An 18479-nucleotide genomic window follows, 5' to 3' on the forward strand; every position below is an offset into this window, starting at 1 on the left:
AAAGAAAAAGAGGCTTGCTCCCGGAAGGGAACAAGCCTCTGAAACGGGCAGCTGCGGTTAGAAGCTGATTTTCACTCCCAGTTGCAATTGCCGTGGACCGAGCGTGCCCGCCGCCTGACCGAAGTTGGCGAAGCGCGGCTGGTTGTGGGCTCCTCCGCCTGCGGTGGCCAGGACGAAGTTGGTGTGGTTGAAAACGTTGAACGCATTGGCGTCGAACTTCAAGTTGACCCGTTCGGTAAACTTGAAGACCTTCGACAGTGTCATGTCAGCTTTCCAGTAGCCTGGTCCAACGAAGGTATTGCGGCCCAGATTACCGACACAAGCCAAACACGGATTCGAGAATGTAATGTTGACGGGAGTGGCAGCGCCAAACCATCCGTCAGCCCATTGACTGTGAGTTACTCCGCTCACTCCTGATCGGCTGGAGTTCGGTCGGTCATTTCTGCCGCCATCCAGATTGAAGTCGCCTCGCAGGTTCTGGCAATTGTCTGGAACATCAGCCGCCGTACATCCTGCTGTCGGATCGCTGATTTCCCGCAGCCTGGGTGCTTGCGACGTGTATGGTTCCCAGTGCGCCCCGCTTTGGAACGACCAGATGCCGTTATACGACCAGCCTCCCACTATCCAGCCCAAAACGCCTTTCAGGTTTTGTCCGGGCAATTGGTAGACATAGTTGAGAACCAGCCGATGCCGGACGTCGAAGATCGAGTTACCCCGATCCAGGCCCGGTATGGTCTGATCCGTTGTGAAGCCTTCTCCGGCAGCGGCACCGTTTGCTGTGGTTGCGCCACTATGCCAGGTCGAGCCTTCGTCGATGGAGTGACTCCAGGTGTAGTTTACGTTGAACAGCAGCCCGTGGCTCATCTGGCGTTTCAATGAAGTCTGCAACGAACTGTAGTTGGAGTTGACGGCGTTCTGCCAGTTTCGCAGGCGGCCGTAGTTCGTGTTCAGACGGCCGGAATTTCCGTTCCAATCGCGGCCAAGGTTATCGGTGACAGTGGAACCCGTCGGCAGGAACGATCCCGGCTGGCGGTTGATGTCTTCAGAGCGGAACAGCTTGTGTCCGGCCGTGCCAACGTAATCCACTTGGAGTACGGTTTTCGGCAGAATTTCGCGTTGCACGCTGAAGTAGAAGTTGTAAACGTAGGGATCCTTGATTCCCTTCGGGAAAATGATTCCCGTAAGGGTAGCTAGGTTGGGGTTGCTCGGATCCCACCCATTGATATTGCCTTGAGCCTGCGACTGGCCCGGGGGGCCCTGATTCTGGGACGGACCTGGATCCCCGGTAAATCTGGGGGCAGTTGTCCGATCCTGAGCACAAATCCCATTTGGCGGTGCGCCGGTACAGATCGAAGGCCCAAAAACAACGTCCGCGCCCGGAACCCCAACCCCGCCCGGAATGATTTGGTTAAACGAATAGTACGGCAGGTTCCAGCGAGAGTTTGAGAGCGGGTTGTATAACGTGCCCTCGTAGGCGACGCCGACCCCCCCACGTACAGAGGTCTTTCCATCGCCAAACACATCCCACGCGAAGCCTAAGCGCGGCCCAAAGTTGTTGTGGTCGCCGGCACCCAGGGCCTTCGCAGGTGCGAAACCGCCCGGACCGCAAATCCCCGCCAGCTGCGAGAGCAGCTTTGATGAGTCGGAAGTGCAGTCGTAGGCAACGCCATCGATGGTACCGGTCGAGCCCGCGGGAATATTGGCCTGGCCGATCTGACTTAGCATATTGTCACCCGGACCTGGGATGAAGGTCGTGGCCGCGTCACCTTCTTCCGTATGCCGTTTGTACAAATCGTAGCGGATACCCAAATTCAAAGTCAGTCGCTTGGACACCTTCCAGTCGTCCTGGAAGAAGGCGCCCATTTCCAGATTCCGCCAGTGCCGCACGTTGGTGCTCAACTGTGCCGATGGAATCTGATTGAAAGAACCGGCGGAACAGGGAGCCTTACAGATGCCAGGGTCCACGCCAGCGAATTGTGCGTACGGTGCATCCCCGGCGAAGAACACCTGGTCGTAGAAATAATAGGAGGGGCGTGCGACGTTGAATTCGCTGTTTTCGATGTTGCGCCGGAAATCCACGCCAACTTTCATATTGTGGTTTCCGTGGCTGATCGAAACTAGGTCGGAATAGCTGTAAACGTTCTCTTTGAAGGATTGCGGATAGCCATTGTAGGAGCCAAAGCCAGCCGAACCGTCGTTGGTGAAAGCTATGGCGGGGACACCACCGGTGTTGGTTGTGATCTTGGCGTTGTTCTGCAGGTAGCCGAGTCGAGCTTCGTTAAGAATGGAGGGGCTGAAGGTGTGTACGTAACTCAACGATCCTTGCGGGAAGTTATTCCGCAGCGGATTGGAGAAACCACGCGTACATGACGCGTTGCAGGGACCAAACTGATCGGTCTGACGGTTGTAGTTGTACTGGATAAAGAAGCGGTTGTTGGCATTCCAGTTGTAATCCACGCGAAGCGAGGCCTCATTGCCGTTGAACAGGTTGGCATTGGCCAAGCCCCCGACCTGCGTCTTGAAGATGGCGACGCTGTTCTGCTGAATAATGTCGGTTCGGTTGAGTGTTCCGGTCACTTCCGGGATCTCGCAAGCCGCAGATTCCGTTGCGTTGACTCCGAAGATGTTGATCCATTTTTGCGTTTGCAGCGGGGTTCCAACGCCCCCACACAGGAAGGGGGTGTAGTCCGGGTTCGGCGTACCAAATGGCACTCCGTTGAACGCATTCATATATTCATCTGCGGTCAGCCCGTTGTCGCTGATGCCCGCGACCGAGGGCGCAAAGTTCTTGTAGAGCAGGGCTGCCGTAGAGTTCGTTACGATATTTGGATCGCCGGTTGCGTTCGCGGCGTCATCTGCAGCGATGACGGCATCACGCCACGCCTTCGTTTCCTGAAGTTCCGTGATCGGCGTGCCGCTCGATTTGAAACGGTCGCCTTGTAGCGAGAGGAAGAAGAAAAGCTTGTCTCGCACGATCGGACCGCCGATGGTCATACCAAACTGATTGAAATGAAGAGGCGGTTGCTTGGTTTGAGATTGATTCAGGAAGAAGTCGTTCGCATCCAAAGCGTTGTTGCGGATATATTCCCAGCCGCTGCCGTGCCACGCATTGGTGCCCGACTTGGTGACCAGGTTCACGGAGCCGCCCGCGCTGCTGCCGTATTGCGCTGACATATTCAGCTGCAATTGCTGGAATTCCTCGACCGAGTCCTGAATGGGAACGTTGATCGATCCGCCGCTCAAGCCTTTGTTCGATACACCATTGATAAGGAATCCGTTAAAGTCTTCGCGCACGCCGTTGACCACCGTGCCATGCCCGGCTTCGAAATCAACACCCGCCACGTTGACCGCGCCCGTGCTCATCTGCATCAAATCGAAAACGTTGCGCCCGTTCAAAGGGAGGTTCGCGATTTGTGCGCCACTTACCGTTGTCGCCAGCTTGGAGTCTTCGGTGTTCACCGAGGCCGCGGCACCCGTCACTTCGACGATTTCTCTTGCCTGGCCCATCGTCATTTTGACGTCAACGTGAGCAATCGTGCCGGCATTGATGACCACGTCGTTGTTAGCGACGGTCTTGAAGCCAGACGCTTCGGTTGCGACCTTATACGTGCCGACCGGAATTTCTCTTACCGTGTAGTTGCCGCTCGCGTTGCTTGTGGTGGAAGTGCTAAAGGCCTTTGCTGGATTCGTGACCGTAATCTTAGCGTTCGCAATCGCCGCGCCGCTTGGGTCGGTCACTGTACCGGTTAGCTGGCCGTTCGTGACCTGTGCGAAAGCGCTACATGTCAGAGCCAGAAGGGCAAACACTGCCAGGCAAAACTGCAGTCTTCTCATTCACCTACCCCCTTGTAAATCTTGTTGCGTGTGGTTTTGTTTGTGCACGGAACCTTTTGGAAATCAATGTTGCAAGAATGCCGTTTCGGAATTGGGCTGACACTTGACACTTTTCTTGTTGTTTCTTTATCTGGCCGCCTTGAAGTCGCAAAATTCTGCGCCTTGGCGTCATCTCTTGTCAAGCTATCTTACTGATTCTTTTGACCGACGCCTGCTGAACTCAAGCTACTTGGCTTGCCCAGGAGACAGCCCCACAGCGACAGTCTTGCGTTACTAAAGGCACTTGGGAAGCCAAAGATAAACATAATCATTTTCAATTAGTTAGAGTCATCGAGGACGTTAACAATATGAGGATCGGAAGGCGAAGTCAATCCGAAAATACTGAATTCAATAGATTCGCTTAACTATACGAAGAATGTTTCGGATGTGATTCCCGGATGTGTACTCAATCCTGTGTTGGGACGTTCTACGCAACAGGTGCGACTTATTGAACCGCCGCTCGTTTCTCAACCAGTCCTTCTCCCTCTTTGATTATCAGTTCCTGGTCCGCTGTTGTCGGTCCGATCTTGTCAACCTGCCCGCTCGGCCAGCGAACCACGATGCTTTGGACCGTCGTTGCCATCCCCAGTCCAAAATGCAACCTCGGATCATTTGAGCTTTCGAAGCTGCCTGCGGCACGAACTTCGGCGCTGCGCATGAGTCCGTCTGCGGTGATTTCAACTTTCGCTCCGAAGCCGTCGCGGTTCGATTTCGCTCCGATGGTCTTGATGCGGAGCCAGTGACCGGGCGTGCTTGATTCGTTGCGCAACAAAACGGGAGAGCCATCCAGATTTGTCATCAGCAAATCCTGGCGGCCGCGATTCCAGAAGTCGGCGACCAACGCTCCACGGCCGACATACTTTTGCTGGAGTGCTTTTCCTGCCTGCTGTCCGATTTCCTCGAACTTTCCATTCTGTAAATTGCGAAACAGAAATGGACGCTCAGCGTATCCCACTCCGAACGATTGACCTTCCACTTGTGGATCGACGTGTCCGTTGGCGACAAAAAGATCCGGCCATCCGTCATTATCGAAATCCAGAAACTTCACGCCAAAGCCCAAATAAGGAATACTGATGCTTCCAATTCCGGATGCTCCCGCCTTGTCGGTGAACTCGCCGTTGTGGTCATTGTGGTAGAGGTTGTTCGAATCGTCAGAGAAGTTCGTCTTGACGATGTCAGGCCAACCGTCGCGATCGTAGTCGGCGACATCGATCCCCATCCCCGCCTGCTCGCGTCCGTCAGAACTGTAGGACACGCCAGCTTCAGCGCCTGTTTCCGTGAATCCACCCTTGCAGTTGTTGTGATAGAGAAGGCTCGGTGATGAATCGTTCGCTACGTACAGGTCAAGGCATCCATCCTTGTCGTAGTCGAGCCACAGCACTCCGAGCCCGTAATACTTGTCAGGATCGATGCCAAGTTTTTCCGTGACGTCTGTGAACGTGCCGTCGCCATTGTTGTGATAAAGGCGGTCGCGGTCGCCCTTCAATCCGCGCGGACCGCAATTCACCGGAATCCCCCGGTACTGGCAGAACGGTCCATCCCCGAACTTAGGCAGGTCATTGATGTCGATGTCGACGTAGTCCGCGACGTACAGATCGAGATTTCCATCATGGTCGTAATCGCCGAACGCCGCGCTCGTTCCCCAGCGATCCGCGTTCGCGACGCCTGCCTTGGAGGTGACATCGGTGAACGTGCCATCGTGATTGTTGTGGTAGAGCGCCGATCCGTGAAAGCCGCTGATGTAGACGTCTTCCCAGCCGTCGTTGTCAAAGTCGCCCACCGCAACTCCGTAGCCCCAGCCGCAGAAGTTCAGTCCCGACTTCGCGGATACGTCCACGAATGTGCCGTCGTGCTGGTTGCGATAGAGTCGCGGCGGATGGCATTTGCCCGCGCGATAGTCTTCGATCGTCGAACCGTCCACCAGCAAGATGTCCATCCAGCCATCATTGTCATAGTCAAACGCGGCCGCACCGCCGCACTGTGTTTCCAGGATGTACAACTTTTCTTTGCTGCCACAAATGAGATGAAACTTGATGCCCGCATCTCGCGTGACATCTACGAACAAGTCTTTCGACTGGATTTTCGATGGTTGGGTCGCTGGTCGCGCGACGGGCACCTTTGCGTCGGTTTTCGACGATGCAGATGCCGTCTTCTTTTGCGCGGCAGACTGAACCGTTTGGCCGGATACGCTGCTGGATAGTGCAATCGCCAATCCAAAAGCCATCAGAGGTCGCAGGCGTCTTCTCATTATTGATCGCGTCCGGTGGCCATTCCCGAAGTCGGAGTCTGTGCCTTTTTGAGTTCTGTAAATCGTTCCCGTTCTGCGCGCGCATCCTCGCCGCGACCCATTTTTTCCAAGGCGCGGGCCAGTTGATAGTGAAGGCTCGGATCTTTTGGATTCAACACAATTCCCTTACGTAAAGATGGTTCGGCCAGTGCGGGTTGTCCATTGAGCAATTGCGCCTTTCCCAAGTTGTACCAGACATCGGGATTCTGAGCGTCCATCTCCGACGCACGTTGCAGATAGCGAATTGCTTCTTCATGCTTTCCCGACTCGCACAACGAATGCCCAAGCTGGTAGATCAGTTCAGGATGTTCGCCCGATTTCTGCAACTCGATCCGATACTCCGCGATCGCCTCATCGGTGCGTCCGAGGCTTCCATAAGCAAATCCCAGGTGATAGTGGCCCAGGCGAATTGCCGGATCAATGCGGAGTGCTGACTTGAACTCGTCGATGGCCTGTACGCTGCGGTTTGAATTCAAGTACGCGCGGCCGAGCAACACGTGCGCCAGCGCGTTCGAAGGTTCGCTCTTGACGGTTGTCTCAAGCTCGTTCGCTGCGCCCACATAGTTCAGTCCACTCAGGTACACCAGCGCGAGGTCAAAATGCGTTCGCGAATCTTTATTATTGAGGTCGCGAGCCCGTTCGAGTTGCAATTGCGCAAGCGCCAGTTGTCCCGTTTTGAAGTACGCCAAACCGAGCCAATGATGAATCTCGCCGTCCTCTGGCCACTTCATAACGGCTTGTTCGCCGAGTCTCGCCGCTGCTTGCACGTTTCCGTCCTCGACCAGGTGCAACATGTGCTCGCGAGTCTCTGCCTGCGTCTGCGCCGCGGCCGCCGGGCACAACACCGCAAGAATAATTGAAACGAGGACCGGGGCTCGGAGCATCAAGAAGATTGGGATGGCAAGCGCAGCGTCTGAGAATATGGCGCGCCGGACGCGGAAAGCCATGACCTGCCTCTGCTGGTCATCGTATCGCCTTTCCAAGGCGCACCGCAATTTGCGAATACTCAAACGGAGAGTTGGCAGTGAATACCAATCAGCACTATCTCAAGATGTTCCACTACGATGACTGGGCTACTCGCGAGTGCTTGTCCGCACTGCGCTCGATAGTTCCCCCGCCAGAAAAAGTATTGCGCCTGCTTGCCCACACGCTGTCCGCTCAAAAACTCTGGTTCGAACGGATGCAGGGAGTCCATCAGAGTGTTGCCGTCTGGCCTGCCTCGACCATCGACCAGTGTTTCGCCCTTGCCGATGAAATGCTTGCCTCGTGGACCAAGTTTCTTTCCGGTTTATGTCCCGCCGGATTCGAGCAAGCCATCGAGTACCACAACAGCAAGGGAGAGCCCTGGTCGAGCCGTGTCGAAGACATCCTCACCCACGTCTTGATGCACTCGGCCTATCACCGCGGACAAGTCGCCCTGGAAATGCGCGCCGCCGGACTTCAACCCGCCTACACTGATTTCGTTCATGCCGTCCGACAAGGCCACGTAAAGTAAAGGGCCATGGTCAGAGGGCGAAGGGACGCCCGAAAATAACCCGCCAGTTCACTGGCGGGTCAGGAATTCATGACGGCTCTCAAGTGCCGGAGGCACGACTGAAGACCTCGCCATCGGAACCGCCATCGCGGGCATCGCGCTCCGCGGAGTGGGCACGTTTGCACTGATCCACCGCGGATGACCCACTTCGACTTCCAATCCCGCCACGCGAAGGTGTAAGCTTCGCAATTCACCCTTTCCGTTTAAGGACGCGACTACATGCGCTTGTCCCAAATCTCATCCGTGACGCTGTTATCGACATTCTTTTTGTGTTCGGCGTATGCGGCCTCTGCTCCGGCTGTCGCGCCCAAAACCGCACCCGCCGCTCCGGCGCCGATCGCCACGCTCGCCGACAAGGCGTTGTCCGAGCGCGTCGTGGACTATCAGATCGACGCTCGCTTTGACGCCGTGAAGCACACCGTCGACGCCACCGAGATCCTGACGTATCGCAATCTCACCGGCCAGCCCCAGGACACTTTTCCATTCCATCTCTATCTGAACGCGTTTAACCCAACTTCGACGTTTCTGAAGGAAGAGCGTCGCGACCGCTCGGAATTCAAGTGGAAAGAAAAATACAAAGCCTCCGCTGAAGTGAAATCGCTGGAGGTTGTCGGGATGGGCGACCTCACCTCGCAAATCAAATTCGTATCGCCGGATGACGGCAACCCGGACGATCGCACTGTGTTCCAGGTCAAACTGCCACGCCCGGTTGCGCCCAACGATTCCGTCCAATTCAAGATCACTTTTCACGATCAGTTCGGCCAAGTCTTCGCCCGCACTGGCTACGACGGAAACTTTATGATGGGCGTGCAGTGGTTCCCGAAAGTTGGCGTCTGGTGGCAGGGCGCGTGGAATTGCCATCAGTTCCACGCGAACACCGAATTTTTCGCCGACTACGGCACCTATGACGTAAAGCTCACCGTGCCGCAGAACGAAGTCGTCGGCGCCAGTGGAGTTCTGACCAGCCAAGCCGCTAACAGCGATGGCACCCAGACCCTCGTCTTCCGTGGTGAAGACATCCACGACTTCGCGTGGACCGCCCAGCCTGATTACAAGGTTTTCGAGAGCGACTTCAATGGCAGCATGGGCAAGGTGAAAATTCGCCTGCTCATGCAACCCGGCCATGTGAGCCAGGCCGATCGTCATATGCGCATCATGCAGGACGCCTTGAAGCGCTTCGACGAATGGTATGGCCCCTATCCTTATAAGGTGATCACTGTGGTCGATCCCGGCAACCTTCGTGCCGGCGGCATGGAGTACCCGACATTAATCACTGGCGACACCACCTGGTGGATGCCCGACGGTCTGCGCTTCGTCGAGCAAGTCGTCGAGCATGAATTCGGACATCAGTACTGGTACGGCATGGTCGGTTCCAACGAGTTTGAAGATGCGTGGCTGGATGAAGGAATCAACAGCTATACCGAGTGCAAGATCCTCGACGACATTTTTGGCAAAGACAATTCCGCGATGGATTTGTGGCACATTACGGAAAACGACGTTTCGCAGCAACGCAATGGCTACCTTTCCGCCGCCGACCTCGATCCGATGTCGCGTTTTGCCTATCAATACGTGAATGGCTCATCGTATGGCAACATCACGTACGGCAAGACCGCGACCGTCTTATACACGCTCGAAAAAGTGATTGGTGCGGAAACGCTGAAGCGCGCGATTCACACCTACTTCATGAAGTACCGCTTCACGCATCCCACCAAGGAAGATTTTCTCAAGACCGTCGAAGAAGTCAGCGGCCAAAATCTGCGCTGGTATTTCGATCAGGCCGTGTACGGTACTGCCGTCCTGGACTATGAAATCATGCGCGCTCATTCCGACCGTCTCGACTGGTATGTGGAAAAACAGCCAGACGAAAAGAAAGGCGAGACGATGTATCGCACCATGGTCATCGTTCATCGCAAAGGCGATTTTATTTTCCCGGTGGATGTTGTGATCAAGTTCGACAACGGCGAATCAGTCACCGAACACTGGGACGGCAAGGATCGCTGGGTGCGTTATACCTATGACAAGAAAGCGAAACTAGTCTCGGCAGAAATTGATCCTGAACACGCCGTCCTCCTCGACCGGAACTATTTCAACAACAGTTATGTCGAGAAAGAAGACGGCGGCGCGAAATGGAAGATCATCAACTACTGGACCTGGGTAGTGCAGATGCTGTCGCAATGTTTGTCGATGCTGGCATAGAGCCACGAGCTTCGAGCAACTTAATACGCTGCCGCGGAATGGTTAGCTCGCAGCCCATAGCTCGAAGCGCGGAGCCTACTGAGAACTGAGACCTATGACCGATCAACCCGGATTATTGCGTGAAGGATTCTCCCGCGTCTGGCAGTACCAGCGCGTGCTTTGGTTCATGTTTGCAATCAGCCTCGTGCTCGGGCATTTTTCCGCTGGCGCGATCACGCACAAGCTGGAAGGGTTCACCGATCACAGCTTGCAGTCCCTGCGCCTCACCGCCATGTTCGACTATGGCACGTACTCGGCGTTGGAATCGAATCCGGAGGTCAAGCTCTTCGAAGTTGCCGGCGTTTCGATGTCGTTCAGCCTGCTCTTTTTCGTGATCGTTCTTTTTTTGACCGGCGGAATTCTCGAAGCCTATCGTTCCGGCCGCACGCTCACCACTCGCGAGTTTTTTGAAGCATCGGGCAGTTATTTCTGGCGCTGGGCGCGCTTGCTGGTCATGATGGTCATCGTGATGATTCCGCCCCTGATGTTGTTGAAAGTGGTGACCGATAAGCCGACCACAATGATGATGAGTGCCGCACAAGAAAAGACCGGATTCTGGCTTCTCTTCGGTGGACTCGGTCTGATCATACTGGTCCTGATGTGCATCCGCCTGTGGTTCGACATGGCCCAGGTCCGTGCTGTCGTCGAAGAAGAAACACGCATGTGGCGCAACGCAGGCCGCGCCTTCAAACTCACTTTCAAGAATTTCGGATCCTTGTTCTGGATGTACTTCCGCATCTCTCTGGTCGGATGGCTCGTACTGGCATTGGGCCTCTACATCTGGGCAAAGATGCCTCCGGCGCGGTCCCAAATGACATTTTTGATTTTGGAACTGGTCGTCCTCTTCGGATTCGGAACGCGTCTCTGGCAGCGAGCCTGCGAGATGATCTGGTATCAGCGCCGTTTTCTTGCACCTCTGACGTTGCCGGTTCCAGTGCCAGTCGCGCCAGCTTCGAGCCCATTATTGACCATAGCGCCGCCACCGCAGTAGTCGTAGCGCCGGCGTCCCTCCGCCTGTCGCGGGGGCATCGTGCGCCCGCTGGTCGAAGGAAGACACCAAGCGCGGTTCTGCCATGACCTCCGCGCTGCTAGAATCTCCCCAATGAAGAAACTTCGTCCAGCGCTGCTCTGTCTTCTGTTGGCCGTGGCGCTTCAAGCCGCCGAAGAGACCAAGCTCAGTCCATTGCCCGTCGCCTTATCCAACAATGCTGTGGTCATGACTCACGCTGGTAAAGAGTCCAGAATTCTTTCCTTCATGGGTATCGGCGCCAAGAAGACGTGGAACGATATTTCCAACAAGGTTTTTTCCCTGGACCTCCCCACCGGCAAGTGGACCGAAGTTCGATCGGTTCCCGGAGTGGCCGGACGCCTCGCTGCTTCCGCCGCTTCATTCCGTGACCAGATCGTTCTGATCGGTGGTTATGTCGTCGATGGCCAAGGTGGAGAAGTGACCGTTCCCGACGTCAACATTTATTACCCCGACGAGAATCGTTGGTATCGCGGCGAGGATACTCCGACTCCCGTGGACGATTCCGTAGTCGGCGTTTATCGAGAGCGCTACGTTTACCTGGTAAGTGGATGGTCAAAGACCGAACCGACCCGCAAGGTTCAGATCTACGACACCGAGAAAAATAAATGGATGGAAGGAACACCTATCCCCGGTACACCGGTGTTCGGGCATTCCGGGACAGTCGTTGGCGACACCATTGTTTACGTGGATGGTGCGTACAAGAATCCCAACGGCCCGAACCCCAAGTACATTGCATCCAGCGAATGCTGGATCGGCAAGATCGCGAAGGCCGATCCCACCAAGATTGAATGGACCAAATTGCCCGAACATCCCGGTTCAGCCCGATATCGCATTGCGGCCGGCGCCGCCGACAATAAGATCTACTTCTCAGGGGGCACCGACAATCCTTATAACTATGATGGCATTGGCTATAACGGACAGCCTTCCGAGCCTTCCCCGGTGACATTTGCCTTTAACTTGAAGAGCGGTAAGTGGGAAACGATCAGCGAAAATACTCCCGATCCGGTAATGGATGCCCGCGGTCTTCTCGTAACCCGCCGGGGTCTGTTAATCGTGGGCGGCATGGAAAAAGGCCAGCAAGTTACGGCCAAAGTTGCCATTGTAAAAACCTCTCCCGCGAAGTAACCTGTCTGCCGCCCGGACGGGTGGATGGATAGGGGTTTTCGCGTGCCCAAAGCACAGCGCGACTGCGTCACGATTGGGCGTGACGCCTATCACGGCAGAGCTTCTCCCGCAGGCTTTCAATGTTCGCAGCCGCACTTCTTGCGGTGTCCCTGACGACTGACATTCTGTCATTCTCAAAATAAAAAATTCGGAGGCTACAGCCCATGACTACCGTGATGGAACCGCCCAAAATGAATCTCGCGGCGGAATACATTTCTCAAACCATGAGTCTCGTGAAAGCCAAGAATCCAGCCGAGCCTGAATTCCACCAGGCCGTCCTGGAAGTGTTCGACTCCTTGCGGCTCGTGCTCGACCGTCATCCTGAGTATCAGGAAGCAAGAATTCTGGAACGCATCACCGAACCCGAACGCGTCCTGATGTTCCGCGTCCCCTGGTTCGACGACCGCGGCAACGTGCAAGTGAACCGTGGTTTCCGCATCGAAATGAACAGCGCCATCGGACCTTATAAAGGAGGCCTGCGCTTCCACTCGTCAGTGAATCTCGGCATCCTGAAGTTTTTGGCCTTTGAACAGGTTTTCAAAAACTCGCTGACTACGCTGCCCATGGGCGGCGGCAAGGGTGGATCCGATTTCGATCCCAAGGGAAAGAGCGACAACGAAGTGATGCGTTTCTGCCAGAGTTTCATGACCGAACTGGCGCACCACATTGGGCCGAACACGGATGTGCCCGCGGGCGACATCGGCGTGGGCGGCCGCGAAATCGGTTTCCTGTTTGGACAATACAAACGCATGCGCAACGAATTTTCGGGCGTCCTGACCGGCAAGGGCCTGGCTTGGGGCGGTTCGCTGATTCGTCCCGAAGCCACCGGCTACGGTTGCGTTTACTTCGCCCAGGAAATGTTGAAGACCCGGAACCAGACCCTCGAAGGCAAGACTTGTCTAGTCTCGGGCAGCGGCAACGTCTCGCAGTACACAGTTGAAAAACTTCTTGATCTGGGTGCGAAGCCGGTAACTCTCTCTGACTCCGACGGCGTGATTTACGACGCTGACGGTATCAATCGGGAGAAACTCGCCTTCGTGATGGAGTTGAAGAACAATCGTCGCGGACGCATCAAGGAGTACACGGAGAAATTCCGAAGCGCCATCTACAGCCCGACCGACCGGAAACTCGATCACAACTGGCTGTGGGCGATCAAAGCGGATTGCGCGTTCCCGAGCGCCACGCAGAATGAGATCAACGCAAAAGACGCGGTCAATCTCATTAAGAATGGCGTCTATGTGGTCAGCGAGGGAGCGAACATGCCGAGCACCCTCGAAGCCACACGACTGTTCCTCGAAGCGAAAGTCCTTTATGGTCCTGCCAAGGCAGCCAATGCCGGCGGCGTGGCCACGTCAGGACTGGAAATGGCACAGAACAGCATGCGCATCTCCTGGTCGCGTGAAGAAGTGGACGATCGTCTCCACAAGATCATGATCTGCATTCACAAAAACTGCTTTGAAACGGCCGAAAAATACGGCACGCCCGGCAACTATGTGAACGGCGCCAATATCGCTGGCTTCCTGAAAGTGGCCAATTCGATGCTGGACCAGGGCCTGGTTTAGAGAACGGCACTAGCACTGGCATTTAGCAAAAACGGGCCGCAGCCACACCATCCCCGGCGAGGCGGCGGCCCGATCGAACTTCATCCGTAGAGACGGGGCTTGCCTCGTCTCTCTATTCAAGTAGCTTGTGTTCCCGCAGGACGGCGTCTACCTCCGCATTCCCCGTTGGCGTGTTGCAGTCTTTCATGGAGTCCCCCGCCGCAATCAGTAGCCGAGCGACTTCGGCATGATCCCCGCCCGGTTCGCCGCAGTTTCGCGTTCCGTGATGCAGCCATCCCGACGGAGTCGCGTGAAACGCCTGGTCCTTAATATCCAGAGACGCGTGGTGATCGAGCAGCAGTTTCACCAGATCGGCGTATCCCTTCCAGGAAGCCCAGTGCAGGGCGGTGCCGCCGTGTTCTCCTCGAGCATCGACCGGCAGGCCGGCTGCCAGCAACCCGCGGACGGCCGACGTGTTGTGAACGGATGCCAGGTGCGGGATCAGATTTTGATATCCAGGCTGGGAACTCACACCAGGCAGAGCCGCGAGTGGATCACCGGCATGGCCCGCTTGCTCGACGAATTGATCGAGCGCAGATAGGTCTGTCTTTGCCCCGCGCGATTGCAGGAATGCGGCCACCTCTTTTTGACCACTTAGGACGGCAAGCGCATAGGCGGTCCGTCCGTCGTGTCGTCGGACATTCAGGTCGGCGCCGTGATCAAGCAGGGTCGTGACGATCTTGACGCTTCGCCCACGCCAGACCGCCCAGTGCAGCGCGGTATTGCCCTGTTCGTTGGTCTCGTTCGGGTCGCCGCCCGCATTCAGTAGAAGTTGCAGTCCTTCGCTATCTTCGCGGTCCAGCATGTGCTTGAGCGCATTGGATCCATCAACCTTTGCACCGTGCCGGAGCAGCAGCTTCATACAGGCTAGATCGTGATGCTCGGTCGAGTGGTAAAGAGACTCGTTGTCGTTCGGGTTCGCCCCCGCTTCCAGCAACGCCAAAGTCAGCGCAGGATTATTGTTAATGCCACTTGCCGCGTATAGGCAGGAAAGTGGATTGTCGGGCAAATCCTCGGGCGTGAAAGAGGCATTCGGATCAGCGCCATGACGCAAGAGGACTTGAGCGGTTGCTAACAGGCCCGCAGACCGCACGGATTGCCCATTGGCGTAACGGGAAAAACAGACGTAGAGCAGCGGCACACAGTCTTGCGGACCGCTCTTTGCATTGACAAGCGCCGGCGTTTCCGTGACTGTGCGCTCGACCAGCACATGATCTCCGAGGACCAGTCCCACATAGAACCCGGCATTGGCAACCTTCGGATTTGCTACGCGTAGTGCCTCCGCGCGTTGCAAGTCAGAAACGGCTGCGTCGATGAACGCGGCTACCAGTTCCTGAAAATTCAGGTTTGATTCGACGAGGAACGCCCGGAAGCGTGGCCAACTCGCGAAGCCTTGCTCTCGGGCGACGGCTAGCTGTGCATCGTGGAGCGCGGGGACTGCGCTAGTTTTCAGTTTCGGCGAGTAAAGGTGCAAACGTTGCGTTGCTTTGGAATCGCCAGCCTTGCTGGCTCTGAGCAGCGCTTTCGCCTGCTTGCGGTAGAACTCAAGATTGTGGCGGACAACTTCGGATTGGGTCGGCATACGACCTCCTTTCAAATCGTGCCCATCGTCCGCATAACGGGCTGAAAGAAGGTCCAGCAACTGCAGGATTCGAAGAGGTGGGAAAATCCCTTTCCGCGGACCGGATGCGCCCTTGTGCGCTAGAGAAGTATAGCGAGTCGTTGCCCGATCGCGCAAAGTCCGCAAGACACACGAACGAGAAGAACGGATGGATCCGATTCGATCCATCCGCCTCGCTGGCACGATGATTCCATGTCATGGGACGATCATTGCCAGTTGCGCCCGCTCGAACGCGGGCAGGTCTGTAGATTTCTATTCTTTCGGACTCCGCCGCCAGATCGGCAACGCCGGATTCCACTGGTGGACTTCCCGTTCGAAATTGCGCACGGGAGCACCCACGCCGGTCAGCTCTGCTTCTTCCAGAATCTTGGCGATGCGTGCATCGAGCCTCTTGCGGAGTTCCGGTAGCGCTACCTGATCCGACAACTGTGCATGCGTCAGTGTGCCGTGGCCTTCACACAATGGACATTCAATCTTTGCGCCTTGGTCCGTCATGATGGGATTCACCCGCGCCCTTCCAGTGGAGGATTGACTGCTGGATTCAAACCGATTAAAGGCCGCGAAAATGGAGTGCACAGTGACAGACAGCACCTCGGCGAGTGAGGCGCCTCACAAGGGGTAAGCCCAGTGGCTAAGGGCTATTTCTGAGTGCGGAGCGACTGAGTGCTAACGGCTGCCCTACCGTGCCCTCGCCAGCACCAGCGTCACATCGTCGGGCTGTTCCTTGTCGCCGATCCAGTCATCGACCGCGGCAGTGACAATCTCTGTAATCCTTGCGAGCGGCAGGTGCCGATTTTCGCGGACCAGGTCAAGCAGTCTCTGTTCTCCGAATTCCCCATAGTCGTTTTCGGGTTCCGTGACGCCGTCGCTGTAGGCCACAAAAATATCGCCGCGCCGAAGTTGCACGGTTGCTTCTGGATATTGCACATCCGAAAACAATCCCACCACCGTTCCGCCGCACGTCAGGTACTGGCAGGAGCCGTCTTCCGATATCAGAATCGGCGGCAGGTGTCCGGCATTGCTGTAGGTCAATCGACGGTCGGCTCCATCGTAGATTCCCAAGAACAACGTCGCGTACTTTTCCTGCGGCGTGCTGTGGTAAAGCTGGTGATTCAGTAGCCCCAGCAGATTCGCCGACGATGCTTCCGCCCCTTTAATTTCCGAAGCGAGCATCAGATCGGCGCCGCCCGCCACTCCTGCCGCGACCGGCTCTCGCAGCAGGGGAACACCTTCCAGGCTGTACGCGCGTACCGCCGAATGGATGGTCGCCATCAGCAGCGCCGCGGAAATTCCTTTGCCGCTGACGTCGCCTACGGCCAGGATCAGTTTGTCCGAATGCAGCGACAGGAAATCGTAGTAGTCGCCGCTCACCGTTCTCGCCGGACGGCAGAACCCGTGCACTTCCAGGCTTTCCAGTTGCTCAATCTTCTGCGGAAACAGTGTTGCTTGCACTTCCTGCGCAATCGCGAGTTCGTTTTCCAGCCGCTGCTTTTCTTTTTGATCGAGAATCAGTTTCTCGATCGAAGCCGTCATCGAATTGAAAGAATTGGCCAGCGTCGCCAATTGGTCGTTTGATTTGACCTGGATGCGATGACTGAAATCGGCGCGGTTGATGTGCTTGGTAGCTTCGTAAAGCTGAGCGACGGCCGAAGTGATGCTGCGCGTCAACCGTGTTCCGATGAACAGAGCCAGGAGTTCGATGATTGCGAAAACGATCGCCACAACCAGCAGGATGTATTCGACGCCTCGCGCAAGGTCTCCCAAGGCCGCGAACAGCCGGTCGTAAAGAATGGACGGCCGCGTTTGTACGCGCACCAGCGCTCCTGCACGTTGCCGTTCGCCGGTCGTGCCACCCCAGTCAACCACTGACAGGGGCGTGCCAAAGGTGATTTCACGATCGAACAGGCTCGACGAAGCCGGGACCGTTCCGGCAATGAATGTCTGCCCAAGTTGGTGCGTCTCGCCCGAAACCGTGACTTTGGGCTGCCCCTGGCTGATATCAAGCCCGGTGCGTTTTGGATCCGCAGTTGCTTGACTGGGTGGGGGAGCGGTCGATGGCGCAGGCGCTGCCGGCTTTTCAACCGTCCCGTAAAGCGTGATTTCCCCGAGGTTGTTGGCAATTTCCTCCATCAGGGAACGATCCAGGGGCTCACTGGACACGACGTAAACCGGCTCCGCTTTCGTCTTTGCCTGGCTCGCCGCTCGCAGGTACAGGTGATCGTGGTCGCGTACGATCTCGCGAAAGTCTTCTTTCAGGAAGACTGGAAATGACATCGCAGTCGTACCTGCAGGCCCCGAGCAACTTGGCGGCAGCTGTTTCCCGTGCCAGGCGCAGACCTGGCGCCGCGACCAGTCGGCATCATGGGAGCGCATTCCTGCGATGGTTTCACCCGTCGGCCGCTGGTTGCCATCGAACTGCGTGCTCAATTCATTGGCGATAGCACGGTTCGCCGCTTCCATGCTGCGCAAGTGGCTGGTCATTTCCGACGTGACCACAAAACTGGCAAACTGTCCCGCGAGCAGGTAAAGAGTGACGGTAGAAATCACTACCAACAAGACGACCGGGATCACCCCGATAAAAACGTAGGTCACGATCAGCCGGTTGCGCAGCCGCCATAACATCTGGGACCGAAGCCAGCGAAACCCAACGATGGTGAACAGGAGAATCGCCAGCCCACTCAGGAAACTGACCCAGCCGCCCAGGCTGCTCGCGACGGCTGGGCTCAGATGCCCACTCAACAACTGGACGAGAAATATGACGATATCCAGGGCAAGCACGTACACACCGGCACGCGCTGTGCGGGAATCAGGCCACAGGCCGGCGTCCCGCAGCTTGCTCTCGATTTCGAGTGGTACCAGTCTCATACAGGCGCCGATGTCAGCGCATCACTATGTGTTCAGATTTCTGGATAAAAATCGAAAAAGGCTTCCAGGCTGGTCTTTAACTGCTTCTCGATCTCGGCCTTACTGCCCTCCAGCGTATGCATGGTGACATGGGCCTCGCGCCCATTTTTCAACTTCAAGGTCGCGTCTCCGACTTCGGTCAATTCGTCCGCCGGCAAAAGGCGCAGACCATACACCAGCGTCAGGTTTGCCATCCGTAGATTGTAAGCCAAGAGATTTGCAATCGCAGA

At 56.2% G+C, this 18479-nt stretch carries 12 protein-coding genes; 5 read left to right on the forward strand and 7 right to left on the reverse strand.

Annotated elements, in window-relative coordinates:
• Window positions 1-57: 57 nt before the first annotated feature.
• From HY010_03755 to HY010_03765, 3 genes are all read right to left on the reverse strand, one after another.
• Complete coding sequence (locus HY010_03755; GenBank protein MBI3474820.1) at window positions 58-3834, reverse strand: TonB-dependent receptor; 3777 nt, start codon at window positions 3832-3834, stop codon at window positions 58-60.
• 484 nt (window positions 3835-4318) lie between these two features.
• Window positions 4319-6121: a CRTAC1 family protein gene (locus HY010_03760; protein MBI3474821.1), complete on the reverse strand. Its 1803-nt coding sequence runs from the start codon at window positions 6119-6121 to the stop codon at window positions 4319-4321.
• Window positions 6121-7107: a tetratricopeptide repeat protein gene (locus HY010_03765; protein MBI3474822.1), complete on the reverse strand. Its 987-nt coding sequence runs from the start codon at window positions 7105-7107 to the stop codon at window positions 6121-6123. The genes HY010_03760 and HY010_03765 overlap by 1 nt, the downstream gene beginning before the upstream one ends.
• 77 nt (window positions 7108-7184) lie before the next feature.
• Here HY010_03765 and HY010_03770 point away from each other — a divergent pair, with 77 nt between their 5' ends.
• The 5 genes from HY010_03770 to gdhA all read left to right on the forward strand — a co-directional run bounded on the left by HY010_03770 (window position 7185) and on the right by gdhA (window position 13685).
• A complete protein-coding gene (locus tag HY010_03770) occupies window positions 7185-7655 on the forward strand; it encodes a DinB family protein (protein MBI3474823.1) in 471 nt (156 codons plus the stop codon).
• 258 nt (window positions 7656-7913) lie between these two features.
• Window positions 7914-9890: a M1 family metallopeptidase gene (locus HY010_03775; protein MBI3474824.1), complete on the forward strand. Its 1977-nt coding sequence runs from the start codon at window positions 7914-7916 to the stop codon at window positions 9888-9890.
• A gap of 94 nt (window positions 9891-9984) precedes the next feature.
• Entirely contained in the window at window positions 9985-10920 is a 936-nt protein-coding gene (locus HY010_03780; GenBank protein MBI3474825.1) for a hypothetical protein, read from the forward strand.
• A gap of 111 nt (window positions 10921-11031) precedes the next feature.
• Window positions 11032-12084: a galactose oxidase gene (locus HY010_03785; protein MBI3474826.1), complete on the forward strand. Its 1053-nt coding sequence runs from the start codon at window positions 11032-11034 to the stop codon at window positions 12082-12084.
• A 230-nt stretch (window positions 12085-12314) separates the two neighbouring features.
• Entirely contained in the window at window positions 12315-13685 is a 1371-nt protein-coding gene (gene gdhA / locus HY010_03790) for an NADP-specific glutamate dehydrogenase (GenBank protein MBI3474827.1), read from the forward strand.
• Between the two features lie 112 nt (window positions 13686-13797).
• Here gdhA and HY010_03795 read toward each other — a convergent pair whose 3' ends face one another.
• The 4 genes from HY010_03795 to HY010_03810 form a co-directional block, all read right to left on the reverse strand.
• Window positions 13798-15306: an ankyrin repeat domain-containing protein gene (locus tag HY010_03795; GenBank protein MBI3474828.1), complete on the reverse strand. Its 1509-nt coding sequence runs from the start codon at window positions 15304-15306 to the stop codon at window positions 13798-13800.
• 291 nt (window positions 15307-15597) lie between these two features.
• Complete coding sequence (locus HY010_03800; protein ID MBI3474829.1) at window positions 15598-15840, reverse strand: hypothetical protein; 243 nt, start codon at window positions 15838-15840, stop codon at window positions 15598-15600.
• A gap of 183 nt (window positions 15841-16023) precedes the next feature.
• Entirely contained in the window at window positions 16024-18210 is a 2187-nt protein-coding gene (locus HY010_03805; GenBank protein ID MBI3474830.1) for a SpoIIE family protein phosphatase, read from the reverse strand.
• A gap of 32 nt (window positions 18211-18242) precedes the next feature.
• Entirely contained in the window at window positions 18243-18443 is a 201-nt protein-coding gene (locus HY010_03810; GenBank protein MBI3474831.1) for an allantoinase, read from the reverse strand.
• Window positions 18444-18479 lie beyond the last annotated feature (36 nt).

The organism is Acidobacteriota bacterium, assembly GCA_016196065.1.
Taxonomy (GTDB): domain Bacteria; phylum Acidobacteriota; class Terriglobia; order Terriglobales; family Acidobacteriaceae; genus Acidiflorens.

Excerpts from the sequence above, each read along its gene's own strand:
- HY010_03795 (MBI3474828.1), bottom strand. The coding sequence starts at position 15,306 with ATGCCGACCCAATCCGAAGTTGTCCGCCACAATCTTGAGTTCTACCGC.
- HY010_03785 (MBI3474826.1), top strand. The coding sequence starts at position 11,032 with ATGAAGAAACTTCGTCCAGCGCTGCTCTGTCTTCTGTTGGCCGTGGCG.
- gdhA (MBI3474827.1), top strand. The coding sequence starts at position 12,315 with ATGAATCTCGCGGCGGAATACATTTCTCAAACCATGAGTCTCGTGAAA.
- HY010_03755 (MBI3474820.1), bottom strand. The coding sequence starts at position 3,834 with ATGAGAAGACTGCAGTTTTGCCTGGCAGTGTTTGCCCTTCTGGCTCTG.
- HY010_03775 (MBI3474824.1), top strand. The coding sequence starts at position 7,914 with ATGCGCTTGTCCCAAATCTCATCCGTGACGCTGTTATCGACATTCTTT.
- HY010_03800 (MBI3474829.1), bottom strand. The coding sequence starts at position 15,840 with ATGACGGACCAAGGCGCAAAGATTGAATGTCCATTGTGTGAAGGCCAC.
- HY010_03760 (MBI3474821.1), bottom strand. The coding sequence starts at position 6,121 with ATGAGAAGACGCCTGCGACCTCTGATGGCTTTTGGATTGGCGATTGCA.
- HY010_03810 (MBI3474831.1), bottom strand. The coding sequence starts at position 18,443 with ATGGCAAACCTGACGCTGGTGTATGGTCTGCGCCTTTTGCCGGCGGAC.
- HY010_03805 (MBI3474830.1), bottom strand. The coding sequence starts at position 18,210 with ATGAGACTGGTACCACTCGAAATCGAGAGCAAGCTGCGGGACGCCGGC.
- HY010_03765 (MBI3474822.1), bottom strand. The coding sequence starts at position 7,107 with ATGGCTTTCCGCGTCCGGCGCGCCATATTCTCAGACGCTGCGCTTGCC.
- HY010_03780 (MBI3474825.1), top strand. The coding sequence starts at position 9,985 with ATGACCGATCAACCCGGATTATTGCGTGAAGGATTCTCCCGCGTCTGG.